The sequence below is a fragment of the Caballeronia sp. LjRoot34 genome, assembly GCF_964253815.1.
GTDB lineage: Bacteria > Pseudomonadota > Gammaproteobacteria > Burkholderiales > Burkholderiaceae > Caballeronia.
Genome location: NZ_CAXUSB020000001.1, coordinates 1,516,552 through 1,537,899, shown reverse-complemented (window position 1 = coordinate 1,537,899; position 21,348 = coordinate 1,516,552). Strand labels below are relative to the sequence as shown.

Here is a 21,348-nt window from a genome sequence, read left to right as displayed (position 1 = left end):
CCCTTGCTTGCATTTTTTCTCGCAGCCGCCATCGCATCCCGGGAATCCCTGATGCGATGGCCCGCCTGTCGACCCACTTGTGCTCCTAAGCGAAATTCGATACCGAGTTCTTGTCCGCGATGATCCTGTAGAACAGCGCACCTAATCCCGCGCCTATGAACCACGAGAAGTTACCGGCGCCTTCAAGGGACGGCAGCATCACGCAGGCCACGGCGATGGCCGCCGCCGGCAGCAACGCACCCACCGCGCGCCAGTTCACGCCGTTGCTATACCAGTAGCGCCCCGTTTCCGAGGTCGTGTACAACTCCTCGACCTTGAACTTGCCACGCTTCATCAGGTAGAAATCCACGATCAGCACGCCATACAATGGACCGATGAAACTGCCGAGCACATCGAGCGTGTAGTGGATCACCGCAGGGTTGTTGAAGAGGTTCCACGGCGTGATGAAGATCGATGCCACCGCGGCCATCATCCCGCCCATCCGCCAACTGATCAGGCGCGGCGCGACGTTCGAAAAATCAAAAGCCGGTGACACGAAATTCGCCACAATGTTGATACCAATAGTCGCTATCGTGAAAGTCAGCGCGCCCAGGATCACCGCCGTCGGCTGATCGATACGCCCTACCGTTTCTACAGGGTCCGTGATCAACTGGCCAAAGACCGGCAAGGTCGCGGCGGTCGTCACGACCGTCACCAGCGAGAACGCCAGGAAGTTGACCGGCAAGCCCCAGAAGTTGCCGCGCTTCACGCTCTTGAAACTCTGGCAGTAACGCGAGAAGTCGCCGAAATTCAACATCGGACCGGAGAAGTACGAGACCACCAAGGATATAGCCGTGATCATCACGGGCACCACTTCCAGACCGTGGTACTTCACGCCGCCCAGGTTCAGGCCAATGTTGCGCCAGCCCGCACGCCACACCATGTAACCAGCCAAAATGAACATCACCACGTAGACCGCCGGACCCGCGAAGTCGATGAACTTCTTGATCATCTCCATCCCGCGCCAGAACACCACGGCCTGCAACACCCACAACAGCATGAACCCGGCCCAGCCCACTGCCGACAACCCGGCGAAACCGTATTTGTGGACATCGGCATACGGCATCCATTGGGGCATGAATTTCAGCACCACGATCACCAGCGCACTCGATGCCAGGAAGGTCTGGATTCCATACCATGCCACTGCGATCAAGCCACGAATCACAGCGGGAAGGTTCGCCCCCAGCACGCCGAAAGTCACACGGCATGCCACCGGATACGGAACGCCCGCCTGCTGGCTCGGCTTGGCAATGAGGTTGCACAGCAAATTCACAATGCCGATTCCAACAAGTAATGAAACCAGCACCTGCCAGCTCGTCAGCCCCAACGCAAACAAGCTACCCGCGAACACGTAACCACCCACGCTATGCACGTCGGACATCCAGAACGCAAAGATGTTGTACGCACTCCATGTCTGATGTTTGAGCGGCGCAAGGTCATCGTTATAGAGCCGGTCACTGTATCCGGCCGGATGTTCAGGATCCCTACCTGAATCACTGCCGGAATCGTTGCCGTAGGAAGGTATTGCCGCACTACCCGGGGTCGCACTTAACTGAACCATGACTTCTCCTTGAATGAGCTCGGCAATCAAGCCGCAAATAGTCGACTTCGTATAGCTTTCGTATAGCAATACGCACCGTCGCGTGGTCAACGCGCAGCGCTTTCTTGTCGGTATGGGCTAGCCGTCCTGCAGCCGCGGGCGAACCCGCGACCAGACGCAATTCATCCACTCGGCACGCGCAATAACGCGCATGCGTCCACGGAAAAGGCATGGTAAAAACCACGCGTTCATTGAATGAACACGGGCTTTTTAAATTCGTTCGGTTTTCAGATATTGGTAATGTTGGTGGTACTGGTATTGCGTCGCGCCCGGAGAACGGTCGCGCGGTGTTGCTGGAAATCAGGCCTGCAGTCAGGCGCTTTTATCGCGCTCACTTACCTTTGGCTTCGAAAAGACTTCACGTAAATCGACCGCGCCGCGTGCGGGCCGGTCCAGCATCTTCAGTTCGACTTCCTGCAAGTGGCGCGCCATCAGTTCGGCGGCCTTGGGACCGTCGCCCGCATCGAGCGCGGCCAGGATATGTTCATGATCTTCAAAGCTGCACGAGCTTTTGCCAAGCGACTCATACAACGCTGATATCAGCGTGGAGCGCGCCACCAGCCCCGACAAGCATTCGCACAACACGGTGTTGCCGGTGAGCTGCGCAAGCTCCGTGTGGAACTCGCCGGACAGCCGTATCCATGACGAAAAATCGTGGCTCTCATAGGCCTTGCGTTCACGTCCGATCGTCGCGCTGATCGACTTGAGCCGGCGCGTGCCATGCCCGGTACAGATCCGCTCGACGACCGCCATTTCGATGATTCGCCGCATCTCGAACACTTCGTGCACTTCCTGCACCGAAGGGCTAGCGACGAACGCGCCACGGTTCGGTTCGAGGTCGACCAGCCGCTCGCTCGCGAGTTGCGCCAGCGCCAGGCGCACAGTCCCGCGCTTTACGTCAAATACTTCGCATAACTGTGCTTCTGTCAGCTTCGCGCCTGGAGCGAGGCGGTGTTCGAGAATGGCGTCGCGAATATTCGCCGCAATCGATTCCGCCGTCGCAGCCGCGACCGAAGCCGCAGTGCCGATGACGCTTACCTTCGACAAATCTTTCAATTTCGATTCGGACATAGTCGTGTTCGCTCTATGTGATACATCTTATGACGGACATAAAAACTGTCAACAATTTAAGATAAGTTTTTTCACCATGGACAGCAATCTTCCCTGGCCTGTTGCCCTTAACCTTGCCACACAAGGGTTCTGGCTAATTATCTAAGCGAATAAAACCAAATTGGCCGGTGTTTTTGTTGACAATCTAATGCACGTTATTCGTGCGAACACGCTCAAAAGCGGTGCGCCGAACGAAAAAAAGCGCCCTTGCGGGCGCTCGTTCGAATTGCGTGAAACCTGTTATGCCAAGTAGGGATAGTCAGAAAGCTTCATTTCAAATCCATGCGACCGCGCCACCAGATGCGCAGTCGCACCGAACGGCAGCGTCAGCAATTCGGGCACGTGCCCGAATTGCAATCCTGTCACAACGGGAATTCGGATCACCGACCTGACTTGTTCGAGCATCGTCTCGAACGTATAGCCGTTGTCGTATTCCGACAGCCTTCCGCCCGTGAATTCGCCCAGCACCAGTGCCTGCTGCCGCGCGAGAATCCCCGACTGGTGCAACTGGTAAATCATGCGTTCAACGCGGTAAGGATGCTCGTTCACATCTTCGATGAACAGAATCCCCCCCTCCACCGGCGGCATGTACCGCGTGCCAATCAACGACGCAATAATCGCCAGATTGCCACCCCACAACATGCCGGTGACATCGACGGACTGGACCTGCGGCACGTGGCTCGTCACCTTGAACGACGGGTGCGTGATCGCATTCCAGAAATGCTCCATCGTGAACGCGCTCGGCTCTTCCGCACCGAAATCAGCAGCGAGCATCGGGCCGCCAAAGCTCTTCACGCCGGCCAGCGCGTACAGCGCCAACTGGATCGCGGTGAAGTCGCTATGACCCACAATCGCTATCGGCTGGTCCTGCAAGCGGCGCTGCAAACCCTCGTAGTCCAGGCCATGAAGAATGCGTGTAGCACCGTAACCGCCGCGCACCGCCAATACGATGTCAGGCAGAGGGCGCGCCGGATCGGCAAGCCGGTTCAGGTCCGCGGCACGTTCGCCGTCGGTGCCGCCGAAGCGTTGGTAACGACGGTGCGCCGCCGACCCATTTTCCAGCCGATGCCCTTGCGCGCGCAGGCGTTCCATCGCGCGCCCAACCACTTCAGAGTCGGGGTAACCCGAAGGTGCGACGAGATCGATGGTACGTGCCGGATGGGTCATGAGCGAATGGAAAGTGGATCGATGGAATCGGGCAGTACGGCGTTGCGGGCATCGCGCGCCTCACGCGCCGCGCGCCGGCGTTCAGCGAAAAAGCTGCGCAGCGCGTCGGCACATTCGTCGCCGAGCACCCCGCCCGTAACGCTTGTGTGGTGGTTCAGATTGCCGATGGCGAATGCGTCGACAACGCTCCCGCACGCGCCCGTCTTCGGATCGTGCGCGCCGAACACCACGCGCGCAATCCGCGCGTGCATGATCGCGCCGGCGCACATGATGCAAGGTTCGAGCGTGACGTAGAGTTCGCAACCCGGTAACCGGTAGTTTTCAAGCGCCAGGGACCCCGCGCGCAATGCGGCCATTTCGGCGTGCGCCGACGGATCATGAGCGCCGATCGGATGATTGAAGCCGGTCGCAATGACTTCATCGCCACGAACCAGAACGGCACCGACCGGCACTTCGCCCAACGCACGCGCTTGCTCCGCGGCAGCTTGCGCGAGCGCCATGAAACGGCGGTCGCGTTCTGCGGCGGCCGTCGAGGCGAGATCGGTTGCGGGCGTGAGGGTCACTTTTCAGTGGCCTCGGCTTGTGCATTCCTGTCGCTCTCCGAGAGACGCTCGGACAAACGTTCGGCAATGCGCCGCCGGTATTCAAGCGGCACGACAGTGCTGCTGCCGCGCAAGGATTCCAGCGCCATATCGAGCGCCAGCATCTTCGCTTGCAGCTTGCGGCGGGTAGCTGGATCTTCGGTGCTGCCCGCTTCGTGCTGCAAATCGCGAAGCGCGCGCAAATGTTCGACAGCAGGCGGCACGAAACCGGCATTTTTCATAATGCGGTTGGCAACGCGGACTTCCTCGGGGACCAAGGCGTCGTCGTCGAGCTCGAGCGGCTCGCCCGCGCCGGGCAGATTGTCGAATTCGCCGCGCGCGGCAGCGGCCGAAATTCGCTGTTCGACCAGGGCATCTAGCAGTTTCATCGGCGTTTTAGGTGCCGGCGACCGGTCTGTCGAACGTTTAACGAGGAACGTTATCGAGCAGCAGGATCAAGCCGGACTGTCACGTTTTGAGGGTTGCGCTTCGCGGCGTCATTCACGTTCAACGCGCCGCCGGCTGCGTGGGAAGCCGGGTGAGCGATCCCGGCGCAACGCGCTTCGGGGATGCCTACTAGCAAGTTGGCATTCTATCAGGCGGCCCACGCACGGGCGGTTCACGCCCGGCAGAGCACCTTACAAAGCCGGACTAGGCCAGATCGATGGCCTTGCGTCGATAACCTTCCGTGGCAAGCAACAAGCTTCGTGTGTATTCATGCGCCACGTTTTGCTCGCGGACGGCTTCGATGGAAAGCTGCTCCACGATCTCGCCATCGCGCATCACCGCGACCCGCTGGCATAAAAAACCAACCACCGCCATGTTGTGACTGACGAGGATCATCGTGAGATGGCGTTCGCGATGCAGCCGCCGCAGCAGGTTCAGGATTTCCGCCTGCACGGACACGTCGAGCGCGGAAGTCGGCTCGTCGAGCAGCAGCACGCGTGGCTCCACGATCAACGCCCGCGCAATCGCCACGCGCTGGCGCTGCCCGCCCGATAACTGATGCGCATACCGGAACCGGAACGCGGGCCCGAGGCCGACCTCCCGCAAGGCGTCGAGGATGCGGGCATCGTGGCGGTCCATGCCGTTGATGGTGAGCGGCTCCCGCAGCGTCTGGTCCACGGTGAAGCGCGGATACAGCGATCCGTACGGGTCCTGGAACACCATCTGCACTTCACGCCTGAACGCGCGGTCGATGTGTTTGCCGAGCGTATGGCGACCAATCCGCATCGACCCGTTGGCGATCGGTACGAGCCCCGTCAAGGCGCGAAGCACGGTGGATTTGCCGGAACCCGATTCGCCGACGAGCCCGAACACCTCCCCTTCGCCGACATGAAACGTCGCCGAGCGAACTGCATCGGCGAAACCGGTTTTCGTTTTGAAGCGTACCTGTACCTCGTTTGCTTCGATCATGGCGCGACCTCGGCGAACCATGCGGGATCGCGTTGCAGCACCGGCAGTTCGTCCGGAGGATCGCGCAGCGGTGGACTCGCGGCCAGCAAACCGCGCGTGTACGGATGCTGCGCGTGCGCAAGATCGCGTGCCGCGCACGTCTCGACCACCCGTCCGCCGACCATCACCAGCACGCGGTCGCAAAACGACATCACCAGCGGCAGGTCGTGACTGATGAAAATCAGCCCGGTGTTGTGCTTCGCGATCATCTCGTCGAGTACCGACAACACCTGCATGGAGACGAGTACATCGAGCGCGCTGGTCGGCTCGTCGGCGATCAGCAACCGGGGGCCCGACGACACCATCATGGCGATCATCACGCGCTGGCCCATGCCGCCCGACAACTCGTGCGGGTAAGCGTCGGCGACTCGCTGCGGATCATGGATATGCACGGCCTCCAGCGCGGCGACAATCCGTTCGCGCATGGCTTTCGCATTCAGCTTCGGCGACTGCCGCCCGAACGCCTCGCGCATCTGCTGCGCGACCGTCATCACCGGGTTCAGCGAATACTTCGGGTCTTGCAGGATCATGCTCATCTGCGTGCCGCACAGGCGTCGCCGCTCCTTTGGGCGCATGGCGAGCAGGTCGTGGTTATCGAGGCGCATGGCGTCGGCAGACCAGTGCGCCGATGAAGGCAGTAACCCGAGCAATGCGCGTCCGGTCAGCGATTTCCCTGACCCCGACTCGCCGACGATACCCAGCCGCTCGCCCCTCGCAAGCGTCAGGGAAATGCCGCGCACCGCTTCGGTCTGCGTGCCGTCGTGGGCCTCGAACGCGATGCGCAGGTTATCGATCTCACAGAGGGTATCGGCTGGCATGTCAGCTTCCTTGACGAGGGTCGAAGACATCGCGAAGACCATCGCCGAGCAGGTTGAACGCAAGACTCACGAGCAGGATGGCGATGCCAGGGATGGTTGCGACCCACCACGCGTCGAGCAGCACGCCGCGCCCCGACGCCACCATGAAACCCCACTCCGGACTCGGTGGCTGCGCACCGAGTCCGAGAAAACCGAGTCCCGCGACCGTCAGGATAATGCCGGCCATGTCGAGCGTCGCGCGTACGATCACCGACGACGAACACAGCGGCACGATATAACGCAGCAAAATCCGCATGGACGACGCCCCTTGCAAGCGCGCCACGTGGATGAAATCGGCCTGCACTAGGCGCAGTGTTTCGGCGCGCGCGAGCCGCGCATACGGCGGCCACGCGGTGATCGAGATCGCGATCACCGCATTGATCACGCCCGGCCCGAGTGCCGCCGCGAATGCAAGCGCAAGCACGATCTTCGGGAACGCGAGTGCGATATCGGTCAGGCGCATCAGGACGGTATCGACGAAACCGCCGCAGAAACCCGCCGTTGTTCCAATCAGCAAACCCACCGGTACGACCAGCACCACAACCAGGATGGCGATGCTCAACGTCAGACGCGAGCCGATCACGAGCCTCGCGAGAATGTCACGGCCAAGTTGATCCGTGCCGAACCAGTGCGACGGAGAACCGGGCGGCAAAAGGCGGTCGCTGAGCACTTGCTGCAACGGATCATGCAGCGGCAATAACGGCCCGATTGCGGCGAACACAATCATCAGTGTCAGGATCACCAGCCCGAACATGCTTAGAGGGTTGCTCGCGAAACGCCGCCAGCGGCGGTACGCCAAACCCAACGCAGCCTGCCTGCGCGACGCGGGCGTATCCGTGAGAAGCCACGCACGCCACCCTTGGCGTACTGGCTTCATCGTGTGAGTGGAATTGTCGGTGGATGGAAGCACGTCATGAACCTTTGGCTGTCATCGGGCGCGCGGATCGAACACGCGATACAGCGCGTCCGTCAGCAGGTTGAGCGTGATGAACGTGGCACCGATCACGAGCGTGCTGCCCAACACGGCGTTCATGTCGGCGTTGAGCAATGCGCCGGTGAGATAGGAGCCTATGCCCGGCCATGCGAATACGATCTCCGTCAACACCGAGCCTTCCAGCAGATAGCTATAAGCAAGTGCAATCACTGTCAGGAGCGGCACGGCGATGTTGCCGAATGCGTGACGCCAGATCACGCGGCGTTCGCTCAAACCCATCGCTCGCGCAGTCACGATGTATTCCTGACTCAACTGCTCAAGCATGAATGAGCGCGTCATGCGGCTCAAGTAGGCGATGGAATAGAACGCGAGAATGGCCGCGGGCAGCGCAATGTGAGAGAGCGCATTCCTGAACACGTCCCACTCGCCCGCCAGGATGGAATCGACCAGCAGACTGCCCGTCCGGGTATCGACCAGACCGTCGTATAGCGGGTCTATGCGCCCCGGTCCGGATACCCAGTGTAATTTGGCATAGAACAGCAGCAAGCCCATCAGCGCGAGCCAGAACACCGGCAGCGAGCTGCCCGCCAAACCGATGAAACGCGCGACGTGATCGGTCCAGCGGTTATGTCGCACAGCGGCCGCCACGCCAAGCGGCACGCCGATCACGATGCCCATGAACGTCGACAGCGTGGCGAGTTCAAGCGTGGCCGGGAAGACGCGCTTGATGTCGTCTATCACCGGGTTCGACGTCAGCAGCGACATGCCCAGGTCGCCGTGCAGAACATCGCGAACGTAGATCAGGAATTGGACGATCAACGGCTTGTCGAGCCCCAGCGCCACGCGCGCCGCCGCATAAGCTTGAGCCGATGCGCGCTCGCCGAGCATCGCAAGCAACGGATCGATAGGAATCTTTCGTCCGATGAAAAACGTCACCCCGAGCAACCCGACGAAGGTCACGGCGAGCATCAGCAGCCAGCGCACGAACAGCCATGTCCGGCGCACGCCCGCGTGGCGGGTGAGCACCAGTTGCAGGCGCTGGAACGCGGTGAGTTGTGCAGCCACGCTTACTGTTTCTTCACGTCGCGATACGACACGAGGTCGAAGATCGGCCCGACTTCCAGACCTGTCACGCCCGGCCGCGCCGCGACTTGCGAGACCTTCTGGAACATGATCACGAACGGTGAGTTCACGAGAAACTCTTTCTGCATCGCTTCATAGCGTTGGGCGCGTTTCGCCGTCGACGATTCCTCCAGCGCCGCCTGAGTCTCCTTCGTCAACTGCGGAATGTCCCACGCATTGCGCCACGCGAGCATCTTGAAGGCCGATTTGTCGGAGTTGTCCGGATTCCACGCGAAGCCCTGTGCATTGCTATGCGGGTCGATGTAATCGGCCGACCACTCGCCGATATAGATGTCATGCTGACGCGCGCGATACTTGCCGAGGGTCTGCTTGTTATCGCTTGAAATCAGCTCGACCTTGATACCACCTTGCGCCAGATTAGCTTGTACCGCCTGCGCAATCTCGCCATACGGCGAGTCGTTGCGCACATCCATCTTCACCGTGAAGCCGTTTGGCACGCCCGCTTTTGCCAGCAGAGCCTTCGCCTTCGCCACGTCCTGATGGTACGGATTGATGTTCAGCGCCCCGAGGAAACCCTCGGGCAGGAAGGTCTCGTGCACCTTGTACGTGGTCCGCACGATGTTCTGCTGAATCCCGTTGTAGTCGATCAGCCATTTCATGGCTTCCTGAACATCGGGCTTCGCAAGGTTCGAGTTCTTGTTGTTCAGGCCGAGGTACATTAGCGTCGCTTGCGGCACGGACGTCACACGGATCGTGCCCTTCTTCGTCAGCGTCGCGAGGTCGTCGGAACTCAGGTCACGCGCGATATCGATGTCGCCGTTCTCGATCATCAGCCGCTGGCTCGATGCTTCCGGCACATGCCGCAGCACGATGCGTTTCATCGCAAGCGGCACGCGATAACCATCGAAACGTTGCAGCACGATGCTGTCGTTCGCAGTCCACTTCACCAGCTTGTATGCACCCGATCCCGCCTCGTTCGTCTTCAGCCACTCATTGCCGAAATCGTTCCCCTTCGCGTGCGATTCGAGCAGCTTTCTGTCGAGCACGGAAGCCGGCCACGAGCCCAGCACGTTCAACACGAACGTGGGCGCGTACTTCTGGTCGGTGGTGATCGATACGGTGCTGTCGTCGATTTTCTTCACGTTCTGCAGCGCGTTCTCCTTCGTCAGCCCGATGCCTGCCAGCACCGCAGCCGCGCCTTTGTCAAGTAACGCGGTGCGCTGAATCGACCACGCGACGTCGTCGGCAGTGAGCGGATTACCTGAGTGGAACTTGAGACCGGGGCGAATCTTGAAGGTGAACGTGAGACCGTCCGGGCTCACCGCCCACGATTGCGCAACGTCGCCGTTGAAGTGGGCCGGATCTTTCAGATCGACGCGGATCAGGCGGTCATAGGTATTGGCGACGTATTCCTGCGGCACCAGTTCGTAGATCTCGCCCGGGTCGAGCGTGGTGAATTCGTCGAGTAAAGTGGCCATGACCAGCATGTCCTTCGGCGTGGCCGCGTAAGCGATGCGCGTGCCGGCCAGCATCAGAGTGGATGCTGCTGCGATGGCTGCCAACGCGTTGCACAATACCCGTTTCATACTCGCTCCGTGAGGGATGTTGATGAGATGTTCTGCGCGTTCCGTGCGGTTACATCAGGCGCAAGGGGCCGCTGTCGTCGTTGTCGATTACCTGGAGTTCGCGCGAGCCGGGCAGTTCGTAATGCCACCACTCGCTGGGAATATGGGTGAAGCCGGCGCCATGCATCACACCAAGCAACAACGTACGGTTGCGCTGTACATGCTCCGGCAAACCCGGATGGAAGTGTTCGGAAGCGATCGACATCTCGTCGAAACCGGTGCCCATATCGAGGTCCTGGCCTTGAGCGTCGACCAGCGTCAGGTCGATCGCCGTGCCGCGGCTATGGTTCGAGCCGCGCTTCAGGTCTGCTATGTAGGTCGGGTCGGGAAGGAAGTCCCAGAGCACCTGCTGGGCTTGCGGCGGACGGTAAGCGTCAAATATTTTCAGCGTCATGCCGATGTTGCCTGCGAGCTCGACGGCTTTTCTCAGGGCGGCTTCGGCCGGGGCCAGGAGCAAGCAATGTGCCGTCTTGTAGATCGGCTTGCCTGTCAGGTTGCGATCGGTTGCGTAGACCAGGTCGATCGCGACGCGGTGCGTTTCAGGAGAGATTATCAGCAGACGGTGATCGGGCATCGGCGGCGTTGGGTTCAAGGCTCACGAGTTCGTGCGGTGCCGTTATTGTTTATCAAAATGACTGGTTTGGGGGCGAATGTGGCGGACATGCCGCACTCGGCGCATAAATGCCACATTCGCGCATCGCCTTTAAGCCGGTTGTACGCGGGGCATGACGACAGGTCGATCCTATGTGCTTGAAGCTAGCGCCGACGGCCGTGCCTGTCCCAGGATCACCCGATCCCCGATTAGAACCCGCCAAAAATCCAGGGGTCAGGTTCGGAAGAAGGCGTGGACGGGAATGGCGGCACGCTGGGTGACGCTCAACTGTGGGGATGGATGCACTGAGGGTTGCGACTTGCTGGCACCCCGCGCGCGATGGGCCATGTTTCTGCGTGGCCAATGCGGATGATCGTGCCGGTGCGGGGCGCATCGACGGAAGGTGAAAGTGCAATCGAAAGCGGTTCAACCACACTCGCAGAACCGCTTTCGATGCTTGTACGGATTACTGTACCGACTACTGCGCCATCGCGCCCGAAGCGGGATGACCCATGCCCATTGCGTCGTTCTTTTTCATCTTGTCGTCCTTCTTCATTGCGTCCTTCGACATCGAATCTTTCGACATGGCGTCCTTGGACATGGTGTCCTTCGCCATCGAATCGTGGGCCATTGCGTCGCTTGCCTGGGCGAATGCCATGGAGCCGCTCAGGGCCAACGTTGCTGCGAGTGCTGCAGTGATGAACAGTTTCATATCAACCTCTTGCTTGAGTAAAAGTATCCGGTCATGCCGGGGTGAATCGAAGTACCTGACGCCGCGATGTCTCGCAATACGTCTCGATCTCTCGTGACGTCAGGAACCTCCGAACCAGTTGTAGCCCTGATCGACCCAATAGCCGCCAGGGAATTTGTTCGTGACGAAAATTTCCATGATGTGCTTCGGATTTTTATAGCCCAATTTAGTAGGCATCCTAAGTTTCATCGGGTAACCATATTTTGGCGGCAATTGCTGGCCGTCGAAGGTGAACGTCAGCAGCGTCTGCGAATGCAAGGCAGTCGGCATGTCGATGCTTTCGTAGTAATCGTCCGCGCATTTGAAACCAACATATTTCGCCGATGTGTCCGCTCCCACCTGCTTCAGGAACTCCGAGAACGGCGTGCCGCCCCAGCGTCCGATCGCGCTCCACCCTTCCACGCAGATATGCCGCGTGATCTGCTCGGCTTTCGGCAACGCATAAAGTTCGGGCAAGGTCCACGTTTTCGTGTTCTGCACCAACCCGCTTACTTTCAGGTGAAAGTCGGAACCATCGACGACGGGAACGTCGTCAATGCCGTAGAACGCGTTGAACGGAAACGGCCGCGTGATCTGTGCTTCCGTGTAAGTCGGCGCGAGACGATTCGGATCAAAGAGCCAACCTTGCACGGTATCGTTCAGGCGAGAGACGCGGCTGAGGAAGGTCTCAACGGATTTGTCGTCTGAAATACTGCAACCGGCCAGCATCGCGAGGCCGCCGAGCGTCACAATGCGTTTGCCGAAGAGGCGGCGGGACGGCATGTCGAGTTCACGGCGAACGTCGATAATCAGCGACTCGCGGTCTACGCTCACGCGGTTTGGCTTCACGGGTTTCATGATCGAGATTCCTAGAGTCCTTAAGTTATCTTTTAGTCGGGCGGGTATGCATGGCTGACTTAGTGGCTACATTAGCGGCTCGCTTAGTGACCGCGAATCATCGTAAGCAGCGAGCGCGGCACCAAAGAAACCATGACCAGGTGCACGACAATGAACGCGGCCAGCAGCGACATGGCCGAGAAGTGCACGACACGCGCAAAGTCGTAACCGCCCATCAGTTCGCGTAGCAGCGGAAACTGAACCGACTTCCAGATTGCAAGACCAGACAAGATAAGCACTGCAATATCGAGCATCACGAACAGGTACGCGAACTTCTGCACTGCGTTGTACTTGCTCGGGTCGGCATGCGATAAATGTCCCTTAAGCGCCTCGCCCAGATCCTGCAAAATTGCACGCGGCGAGAGCGGGAAAAACTTGCCCTTGATGCGGCCGGTAACAACGTTCATCGCGAGATAAAAGAGACCGTTGAAGAACAGCAACCACATGGCCGCGAAATGCCATTGCAGCGCGCCGCCAAGCCAACCGCCCAGCGTGATGCCCGGCGGAATCACAAACCCCTTGAATACGGGCGACGCGTCGTAGATCCGCCATCCCGACAGCATCATCAGGATCGCCGCGAGTGCGTTCAGCCAGTGCGTGATCCGTACCCATGCAGGCTGGATGGTCCGCAAAGGAGTGCTTACGCGGCTCGCTTCATGTGTTGCGTTCATCTGGGCCTCCATGACCTGCTTCTGTGGGCGGCGAACAAAACCGCCGCCAAAAACATGTTGTGTGATCAGCTGTGCTCGACCGCTCTCTCATTGCCTGCATAAGGCTTTCAGAAGCAGATCGTTAGTTGCTAGTTAATTCGTTTGTATTGCCTGGCGGGTTACATCGCCGAACGAAATTTTTTAAGCGCGAACGCGGTCACGCAACGCGCGTATGTGAGTTAGTTCGTCGGGGAGGACAGATCGGTTACAGCGAGTTATTTTTTTACCGCGAACAATCAGGCACGACGGATGAATGACCCTTGGGAAAGGTCAGCGAGGTGATGAAGATCTATGCCAGCGCGGCCGCTCAGTTATCCGGCAAAAGTCCGGCCATCGAGCGACGCGAGTACCGGTCGCAAAAGTCCTTCCAGCAACGCGGGTTCCGGCCGCGTACGCGCCAGTACCCGAATGCCGAGCAAGACTGCCAGCAAGAGGCGCGCGAAGTCTTCAGCAGGCTGCGCGGATGAGATCTCGCCCGTTTGCTGACCCGCGGCCACGCATCGGCCGAAATAGGTTTCGAGCTTGATCAGTACGCCAGCCACGACCCGCTGGAATTCTGGATCATGCGGGGCCATTTCCAGCGCCGAATTCACCAGCATGCAGCCCTTGCGATCCTTGTCAATGAGCGAGCGGTGGACGATCTCATCGAAGAACGCCTTGATCGATTGAAGCGGCGACAGCGTCCCGTCGAAACGCCGGACACGGTCGTCCACGCTTCGGGACACGTAGTGAGCCAGCGCCTTTCCATAGAGCGAGTGTTTGTCGCCAAACGCGTTATAGAGGCTCGCGCCCGTGATGCCCATGCTGTCCGCCAGTTCACGAACCGAGGTGGCTTCGTAGCCACGGTTCCAGAAACACAGGACCGCGGCGTCGAGCACTGCGGCTTCGTCGAACTCTCTTGGCCGTGGCATGCAGTGCGTTACTCCCTTGAACGAGGCGATATTGCCATTCCGTTTTCGTTACGATATTCTAAATCGATCGATCTAAAATACGAATGACAACGCGCGTCAGGCAATAAAAACAACGTTGCAGCGCGAGTCTTACAGATGTATTTCAAGGCTACGCGTCGCGTGTCCGAATGGCCCTGTCCTGCCCGTGACGGTCGCGACTTTCTGCACATGACGCCTGTCGGGCACCTGCCGTCCGCTCAGGCCAGACGCAAGCGGCCCACCTCAACACCCAAGGACGACATGATCCGTTTCTACTTTCACCCGACACCGAATCCCGCCAAGGTCGCGCTCTTTCTCGAAGAGGCGGGACTCGAGTACGAAGTGTTTCCCGTCGACACCAGCAAGGGCGAACAGCATCTGCCGGCATTCAGGAGCATCAATCCGAACGGCAAGGTACCTGCCATCATCGATACAGACGGCCCCGGCGGAACCGAAGCAAGGGTGTTCGATTCCAGCGCGATCCTGCTATACCTCGCCGACAAGACCCAGCGTTTCGCAGGTAAGCCCTCGGACCGGCCCGAATTACTCTCATGGCTGTTCTTTATCAGCTCCGGACTCGGTCCCTTCTCCGGGCAAGCGGTGCATTTCCAGCACGCCGCGCCCGAGAAGATTCCGTATGCGATCAACCGGTACCGGCGGGAAATCGAGCGGCACTATCGCGTGCTTGACGAGCACTTGTCGGGACGCGAGACCATCGTGGGAAACGAGTATTCGATAGCCGATATGTCCGCGTGGGGATGGCTCGACCGCGCGTCGCGAGTGTTGGCCACCGACGCGCCGCTTGCCGCATTCCCGAATCTGAGCCGTTTCTTCGACGCCATCAGTACGCGCCCCGCCGTCGCCCGAGCGCGGGCGGTGGGCCACGACCTTACGTTCAAGCGCGAGGTGGACGAAGAGACGCGGCGCGCGTTGTTCCCCTCGAATTATCCCGAGACCACGCGCTAAGCGAGGGCCGCTTGGGATCGACGGTTTTCGCTCTCGGCACACGATCGACAGAAGCAAGCCGGTCCGGCACAATCCGCTCGCTTTGTCGTCTGCCCTTTGTCGTCCGCCGTTAGTACCGCGCATGGGATTGCGCCGCGTTTTGCATGCCGGACCTGTAGCCTGTAACCGCCGTGAACATTGCCTTGCGGTGCGGCAAAAGCCCATCCCGACATTAAAAACGCGGTAATCTCCGGCGTCAGAACCTTGGGCGACGAGCCTCGCGCACTGCAGGACCCATCGAAATACCTGCAGTACTATGGCCGCCACGAACCGTGTCCATCCCTGGTGCCGGGAGCGTCGACATCCGTCGGCAAGCCCGTTGCAATTTATTTGAAGTGCGCTGTAACCCGATTCCGCGATGAAGCGAATAATACAAAGTGGTTCTGTGACTGGTGTCGAAGAACGGTTGAGGGCCCTGTTCATTCGCGGCCTGAATGGCGACGCTGTCGCCTATCGGACGTTCCTTGACGACTTGACGGGACACCTGCGCGGCTTCCTGAGGAAGCGCATTTATTACCTGCAGGATGACATCGAGGATGTCGTACAGGAAATCCTGCTGGCCGTGCACAACAGCCGCCACACCTATCGCCCGGACGAGCCGTTGACTGCCTGGGTACATGGAATTGCACGTTATAAGCTGATGGATTTTTTCCGCGCAAGATCGCGCCGTGAAGCATTGAACGATCCGCTGGACGACGCGCTGGAGATCTTCGCGACCTCGGACGAAGAACCCGCCGATGCCAAACGTGACGTCGGCAAGCTGCTTGAACAATTGCCGGACCGTCACCGGCTGCCGATCGTTCACGTGAAGCTACAAGGGCTCTCCGTGACCGAAACCGCGGCGCTCACGGGGATGTCGGAGTCGGCGGTCAAAGTAGGCATTCACCGCGGACTGAAAGCGCTGGCAGCAAAGATTCGAGGCACCGCATGAAAACCGAGGACCTGATTTCGCTTCTATCGACCGGCGTGACGCCGGTTGACCCGCGCGTGTCCGCGCGCCGCTTCGGACGTGCAATCTTACTGGGCGGCTTCGGCGCGCTCGTGCTGATGGCAGTGATTTTCGGCGTACGGCCGGACATCGCCGTCGTCTCGCGCACGCCGATCTTCTGGGCCAAGCTTGCGTTTCCGACATCGCTCGCCGCAACGGCATTGTTCCTGGCGGTGAGGCTGTCTCGGCCCGGGACGATCATCGGCAAGTTCTGGGCACTGCCCGCGGTGCCCGTGCTCGTTGTGTGGGGCGCGGCAGTGGCGGTGTTGTATCTCGCCTCGCCCGGCGCACGTTTGCCGCTTGTCATGGGCTACACGTGGCGCACATGTCCGTTCAATATCCTGCTGCTGTCGGTGCCGGCGTTCGTCGCTGTGTTCTGGGCAATCCGCGGACTCGCGCCAACCCGGTTGAGGCTCGCCGGCGGGGCGAGCGGCATGCTCGCGGGAACGCTTGCGACGATGGCCTATTGCTTGCACTGCCCCGAGATGAGCGTCGCGTTCTGGGCCGTGTGGTACCTGCTTGGGATGACGCTTGCCACGCTGATCGGCGCATTGCTTGGGCCGCGTTTCTTGCGTTGGTAAGCATCGCTGAACATAAAAATTAACGCGCGAGTGTAACCGGGCCGGTCCTCGCGGGCGCGGCGGCCAGTCTGCTAAGCGGCGCACAAGCGGTGCTCGTCTATACGCTCTATTGCGTGGAGATGACCGTACCGTTCTCGGGCGTGTGGAATGGCCGGGCAGGTTGGTGCCGACGGTACTCGGCGGTTTTCCCGGACCCGGAGTGCTGCGGTGGTGAAGCGTGAAACGGCGACATTGCGATGAAGCTTTCAACGGCTGCGCGTCCCGGCATCCAGCCGACCAACCCGCACCGGTGGCACGAACCATGCAAGACAAAGTCCCGCTATAGCCGCAGCGGCCGCCAACCCGAGCCCCACGTGTATCGATTCGATCAACGCACCACGCGCCGAGCGCATCATCGCGTCGCCTGCTTGACCCGCCATGATCAGGCGACCGATCACCGCCGCCTGTTCCGCACGATCGACCAGCAACTCCGGACTCGCGAATGACTTGAACCATTGCGTCGCCTGATACGTATCCAGCGATCGATGCACGCCACTCGTATAGAGGCGGCCGAGCAACGCGCCCGTCATGGCGGTGCCAAGCATGCCGCCAAACATCCGCAGCGATTGAAGCAGCGCCGTCGCGGCACCAAGATGGTCGCGATCAACAAGTTGCTGCGAAAAGAGCGTCAGGTTCGATACGACCAGACCGAGTCCGATACCGCTGAAGCCCATGCAGGCCATCCACACAAGATGAGGCACGGCTCCCGTGATCGCGACAAGACAAAGCGCGGCGCACGCAAACAGCGCGAAGCCGATAACCATCACACCGTTTGCATGCCTGATGCGCGTGACGATCCGGTTATTCACCACGCTGCCCACGGTCGTACCCAGCAGCAGCGGCGTAATCAACATGCCCGAGTCATGCGGCGACATCGCAAAACCGCCTTGAAATAGCAGCGGCACATAGAAGACCAACGAGAAGAGCGAGAAACCACCGAGTACGGACATCGCGAACAACGCGGCGAGCTTTCGGTCCAGCAGCATGTCGACGGGAACGATCGGGTAAGTCATGCGTTTTTCCCAGAACACCAGCACCGCTGCGCCGGCTAAGGTGAGAAAACCCAGCACGCAGGTCACGGGCGTGATGCCGTCATTCGGAACCCATTCGATCAGCAGTTGCAGCACGCCAAATGTTGACGCCAGTACCAGCGCCCCGACCCAATCCAGTTTCACTGGGACGGCTGAACGCGGCCTCCGAAGATGCGGCAGGAAAGCGCGCACGAACAACAACGAGACGATGCCCACCGGCAGATTGACGAAAAACACGAGCCGCCATCCGCCGTACTGCGTCAGCACGCCGCCTAGCGTCGGGCCAACGATATTCGCCAATGCAAACGCCGAACTGACAAACACCAGCCAGCGCAGGCGAAGCTTGGGGTCGGGAAAAAGATCGGCGACAGTGGCGAACATCGTGCCCACCAGGATGCCGCCGCCGATCCCTTGCAAGCCTCTCGCGATCACGAGGAAGAGCATATTGGCAGCCATGCCGCACATGATCGACGCGATGGTGAAGAGAATGATCGCGGCCATTAAAAACGGCTTGCGGCCAAACAAGTCGCCCAAGCGTCCGAAGATCGGGATGGTGATGACCGATGTCAGCATGTAGGACGTCGCCACCCACGCATACAGGTCGAACCCCTTGAGATCAGCCACGATACGCGGCAGCGCTGTCCCCACAATGGTCTGATCGAGGGCGACCAGCATCGCTACAAACGATACGCCAAGCATCGCCAGCACCGACTCGCGGAATGGCAGCAACTGCCCGGCTTCAATAGGTACGGCGATGTCCGGGGTCATGGCGTTCTCCTGATGCTGTCGGGAACTGCGGCGGGTGGGTAGCTTGGTGCTGGCGGGTAGCGCTGTGCCAGCGTGCCTGACGGGGCGCGGGGGCGCAAGTTAAGTCATGACGTGTGGGACGGTTGGCGCAGGGTTGATGCCGATAGTTCGCTTGAGCCTCCGATGCGGTTACACACGTCGGCCGAGACTTGAGTGCATCTTCCGTGCGCTGACCCGACGCGCTTGGGGTTTGGCTTATCCCCGGGAATTCTTCTCACCGCAGTGTTATATGCGTTTCATACGAGCATGCGGCTGCCCCAAGGCGATTTCACACTGGCTGTAACCGGTTTTTACGGATCGCCGAAATAACTATCAGGCTACGCGATTTCTTGATCAGACAGCTCGGCCGCCTTGAACCGCGGACAGATACAGATGCTCATCAACCTTCACGATGACGCACCGTGACCGCAGTCATGCCAAACCGCCTCCCGGTCAACAGCATCCTTCCTTTTACCTTCGGAGTCCGTCATGCGTGCTTCATCGATCCTGTTCCTTGCCGCGCTGCTCGTTTCTTTCTCCGCCGCCGCTGCCAGCACCGCCTCCGCTAACGCATGCAGCGCATCGAGCCCCGAGCATCGCGCCGCACTCGTCGAACTCTATACAAGCGAGGGTTGCAACAGTTGCCCACCCGCCGATAACTGGTTGAGCGAGCTCGATCATGCCCGCAAGACCAGCACCATCGTGCCGCTGGAGCTTCATGTGGATTACTGGGATAGCGGGGCGTGGAAGGATCGGTTTGCGCAAGCCGCGTTCACCACGCGACAGCAACAACTGACCTACACGGGTGGCGCGCATGTGGTGTACACGCCGGAGATTTTCGTAGGCGGCCGCGAGTTGCGTAGCTGGTCGAACGACGCGAGCTTCGAGTCCCGCATTCAGCAGTTGAATAGCGAAACCCCACTCGCCGACATCCACATTGACGGTCATCCTTCCGCGCCCGGCCATGTCGCGTTCGACGCTGCATTCACTGCTCGCAAGAACCTTCCCGACGACGCAGTCGCGTACGCCGCCGTATATGAAAACCAGCTCGTCAGCTCGGTGAAGGGCGGCGAAAACACCGGCGTCACGCTGCATCACGACCGCGTGGTTCAGCACTGGATCGGGCCGGTCCGAATAGTCGACGGACACGCGTCAATCACCGGCGACTATGCCTCGGCCGATGGCCATGACGGCGTAGTGGCATTCGTCGAGCGCGGAGCGACGGGGGAAGTGCTGCAAGTGGCAGAACTGCCCTCATGCGGCAGCTAACGCTCTAACGCTAATAGCGACCCATGCTGCGGCTTATTCCGCGCTCTAATCGCCATGATCCCACGCAGGAAAAGGGTCCGTGAATCGCTGCCACGCTTGTGGACCCTGCGCCATCTCCACGTCGTTGAGCAGGCACTCATCCAGGCGCGCGCGTAAGGCCATCTCGTCCATATCGATGCCGATCAGCACCAACTCTTGCCGCGCATCTCCGACCTGAGGGTCCCAGTCGTCATCAATCGACTTAAGCGATTCGGCATCTTCCGGCCAATAGGTTTTCGGTACGGCTGCCCACCACATTCCCATCCCGCCGTGCCGGCATATGCCGCCCGCCTGCGACCAGGACCCTACGTAAGTCGGCCGGCTGGCAAGCCAGAAGAATCCTTTGGAGCGCACCACGCCGGGCCAGTTACTCGTGATCAGTTGCCAGAAACGCTCGGGATGAAACGGCCGGCGCGCGCGATAAACGAAATGCGTGATGCCGTATTCCTCGGTCTCGGGCGTGTGCTCGCCACGCAGTTCCTTGAGCCAGCCGGGCGCTTTGGACGCTTCATCGAAGTCGAACAGACGGGTATTCAGCACCTTGTCCAGCTCCAGCTTGCCGAACTCCGCGATCTCGATCCTTGCCCGCGGATTCAGCCCTTTCAGGATCGTCATCAGGCGCCTGCGGTCCACGTCTCCCACCAGGTCCACCTTGTTCAGAACGATCACATCGCAGAACTCGACCTGCTCGACCAGCAGGTCAACGACCGTGCGCGTATCTTCCTCGCCCATCGATTCACCCCGCGTTTGCAGGCTGTCCGCTGAGCTGTAGTCCTTGAGGAAATTGAAAGCGTCCACCACCGTCACCATGGTGTCCAGACGCGCGACATCGGACAGGCTTTGGCCTTGGTTGTCGGCGAACGTAAAGGTTTCGGCCACCGGCAGCGGCTCGGAAACCCCGGTCGATTCAATCACGAGATAGTCAAAGCGCCCTTCCTTTGCAAGCCGGTTCACCTCAAGTAAAAGATCTTCGCGCAGCGTGCAGCAAATGCAGCCGTTGCTCATTTCGACCAGCTTTTCGTCCGTGCGCGCCAGTTCCGCGCCGCCATCGCGAACCAAGGCGGCGTCGATATTGACCTCGCTCATGTCGTTGACGATCACCGCCACGCGCCTGCCCTCTCGATTGTTCAGGATGTGGTTGAGCAACGTCGTCTTTCCTGCGCCCAGGAAGCCCGACAAAACAGTGACCGGTAGCTTGTTCATTTTTTCCGTCCAAAAAGTTCTCGCACAATTGGTTACGAATGTTATAACATTGCATTAGTAACTTGTAGAACTTTTTATCCGTCTGGCGTTCCGCGGCC

Annotated in this window: 21 protein-coding genes and 1 pseudogene; 5 read left to right on the top strand and 17 right to left on the bottom strand. The window is 59.9% G+C overall.

The annotated features are described in order from the left end of the window. Positions 1-85: 85 nt before the first annotated feature. From ACSQ36_RS06800 to ACSQ36_RS06730, 15 genes are all read right to left on the bottom strand, one after another. Positions 86-1,600, bottom strand: a complete 1,515-nt coding sequence (locus ACSQ36_RS06800) for an NCS1 family nucleobase:cation symporter-1 (RefSeq protein ID WP_436181318.1) — start codon at positions 1,598-1,600, stop codon at positions 86-88. Positions 1,601-1,951: 351 nt separating this feature from the next. Then, a complete protein-coding gene (locus ACSQ36_RS06795) occupies positions 1,952-2,710 on the bottom strand; it encodes a GntR family transcriptional regulator (RefSeq protein WP_213764083.1) in 759 nt (252 codons plus the stop codon). Between the two features lie 279 nt (positions 2,711-2,989). Then, the gene (ldcA, locus tag ACSQ36_RS06790) at positions 2,990-3,916 is read right to left on the bottom strand and encodes a muramoyltetrapeptide carboxypeptidase (protein WP_436181317.1); all 927 of its coding nucleotides are present in this window, start codon (positions 3,914-3,916) and stop codon (positions 2,990-2,992) included. After that, the gene (gene tadA / locus ACSQ36_RS06785; RefSeq protein WP_346730484.1) at positions 3,913-4,479 is read right to left on the bottom strand and encodes a tRNA adenosine(34) deaminase TadA; all 567 of its coding nucleotides are present in this window, start codon (positions 4,477-4,479) and stop codon (positions 3,913-3,915) included. Before tadA ends, ldcA begins: the two co-directional genes overlap by 4 nt. Then, the gene (locus tag ACSQ36_RS06780) at positions 4,476-4,886 is read right to left on the bottom strand and encodes a DnaJ family domain-containing protein (RefSeq protein ID WP_213764085.1); all 411 of its coding nucleotides are present in this window, start codon (positions 4,884-4,886) and stop codon (positions 4,476-4,478) included. Before ACSQ36_RS06780 ends, tadA begins: the two co-directional genes overlap by 4 nt. A gap of 262 nt (positions 4,887-5,148) precedes the next feature. Further along, on the bottom strand, positions 5,149-5,913 hold the full coding sequence (locus ACSQ36_RS06775; protein WP_436181316.1) for an ABC transporter ATP-binding protein: 765 nt from the start codon (positions 5,911-5,913) through the stop codon (positions 5,149-5,151). Then, positions 5,910-6,770: an ABC transporter ATP-binding protein gene (locus ACSQ36_RS06770; RefSeq protein WP_436181315.1), complete on the bottom strand. Its 861-nt coding sequence runs from the start codon at positions 6,768-6,770 to the stop codon at positions 5,910-5,912. The genes ACSQ36_RS06775 and ACSQ36_RS06770 overlap by 4 nt, the downstream gene beginning before the upstream one ends. A gap of 1 nt (position 6,771) precedes the next feature. Beyond that, a complete protein-coding gene (locus tag ACSQ36_RS06765; RefSeq protein WP_436183110.1) occupies positions 6,772-7,686 on the bottom strand; it encodes an ABC transporter permease in 915 nt (304 codons plus the stop codon). Positions 7,687-7,737: 51 nt separating this feature from the next. Beyond that, entirely contained in the window at positions 7,738-8,778 is a 1,041-nt protein-coding gene (locus ACSQ36_RS06760; RefSeq protein WP_436183109.1) for an ABC transporter permease, read from the bottom strand. Between the two features lie 32 nt (positions 8,779-8,810). Continuing rightward, complete coding sequence (locus tag ACSQ36_RS06755; RefSeq protein WP_436181314.1) at positions 8,811-10,412, bottom strand: ABC transporter substrate-binding protein; 1,602 nt, start codon at positions 10,410-10,412, stop codon at positions 8,811-8,813. Between the two features lie 49 nt (positions 10,413-10,461). After that, the gene (gene ddpX, locus ACSQ36_RS06750; protein WP_436183108.1) at positions 10,462-11,025 is read right to left on the bottom strand and encodes a D-alanyl-D-alanine dipeptidase; all 564 of its coding nucleotides are present in this window, start codon (positions 11,023-11,025) and stop codon (positions 10,462-10,464) included. Between the two features lie 496 nt (positions 11,026-11,521). After that, the gene (locus ACSQ36_RS06745; protein WP_213764090.1) at positions 11,522-11,755 is read right to left on the bottom strand and encodes a pentapeptide MXKDX repeat protein; all 234 of its coding nucleotides are present in this window, start codon (positions 11,753-11,755) and stop codon (positions 11,522-11,524) included. Between the two features lie 99 nt (positions 11,756-11,854). Beyond that, the gene (locus ACSQ36_RS06740) at positions 11,855-12,631 is read right to left on the bottom strand and encodes a molybdopterin-dependent oxidoreductase (RefSeq protein WP_436181313.1); all 777 of its coding nucleotides are present in this window, start codon (positions 12,629-12,631) and stop codon (positions 11,855-11,857) included. An 83-nt stretch (positions 12,632-12,714) separates the two neighbouring features. Further along, a complete protein-coding gene (locus tag ACSQ36_RS06735) occupies positions 12,715-13,341 on the bottom strand; it encodes a cytochrome b/b6 domain-containing protein (protein ID WP_436181312.1) in 627 nt (208 codons plus the stop codon). Between the two features lie 350 nt (positions 13,342-13,691). Continuing rightward, complete coding sequence (locus ACSQ36_RS06730; RefSeq protein WP_436181311.1) at positions 13,692-14,291, bottom strand: TetR/AcrR family transcriptional regulator; 600 nt, start codon at positions 14,289-14,291, stop codon at positions 13,692-13,694. Between the two features lie 279 nt (positions 14,292-14,570). Between ACSQ36_RS06730 and ACSQ36_RS06725 the strand changes: the two genes are divergently transcribed. The 4 genes and pseudogenes from ACSQ36_RS06725 to ACSQ36_RS06710 all read left to right on the top strand — a co-directional run. Next, a complete protein-coding gene (locus ACSQ36_RS06725) occupies positions 14,571-15,275 on the top strand; it encodes a glutathione S-transferase family protein (RefSeq protein WP_436183107.1) in 705 nt (234 codons plus the stop codon). A 397-nt stretch (positions 15,276-15,672) separates the two neighbouring features. Continuing rightward, on the top strand, positions 15,673-16,245 hold the full coding sequence (locus tag ACSQ36_RS06720) for a sigma-70 family RNA polymerase sigma factor (RefSeq protein WP_213764094.1): 573 nt from the start codon (positions 15,673-15,675) through the stop codon (positions 16,243-16,245). After that, positions 16,242-16,883 (top strand): DUF1109 domain-containing protein, encoded by a 642-nt coding sequence (locus tag ACSQ36_RS06715; RefSeq protein WP_213764095.1) that lies wholly within the window; start codon positions 16,242-16,244, stop codon positions 16,881-16,883. The genes ACSQ36_RS06720 and ACSQ36_RS06715 overlap by 4 nt, the downstream gene beginning before the upstream one ends. 44 nt (positions 16,884-16,927) lie before the next feature. Then, a pseudogene (locus ACSQ36_RS06710) lies at positions 16,928-17,097 on the top strand (NrsF family protein); the annotation flags it as partial. Between the two features lie 31 nt (positions 17,098-17,128). Here the strand turns inward: ACSQ36_RS06710 and ACSQ36_RS06705 are convergent. Continuing rightward, the gene (locus ACSQ36_RS06705; protein ID WP_436181310.1) at positions 17,129-18,721 is read right to left on the bottom strand and encodes an MFS transporter; all 1,593 of its coding nucleotides are present in this window, start codon (positions 18,719-18,721) and stop codon (positions 17,129-17,131) included. A gap of 507 nt (positions 18,722-19,228) precedes the next feature. Here ACSQ36_RS06705 and ACSQ36_RS06700 point away from each other — a divergent pair. After that, positions 19,229-20,008 (top strand): DUF1223 domain-containing protein, encoded by a 780-nt coding sequence (locus ACSQ36_RS06700; protein ID WP_436181309.1) that lies wholly within the window; start codon positions 19,229-19,231, stop codon positions 20,006-20,008. 45 nt (positions 20,009-20,053) lie between these two features. Here the strand turns inward: ACSQ36_RS06700 and zigA are convergent, their stop codons facing one another. After that, the gene (gene zigA / locus ACSQ36_RS06695; RefSeq protein WP_436181308.1) at positions 20,054-21,250 is read right to left on the bottom strand and encodes a zinc metallochaperone GTPase ZigA; all 1,197 of its coding nucleotides are present in this window, start codon (positions 21,248-21,250) and stop codon (positions 20,054-20,056) included. Between the last annotated feature and the right edge of the window lie 98 nt (positions 21,251-21,348).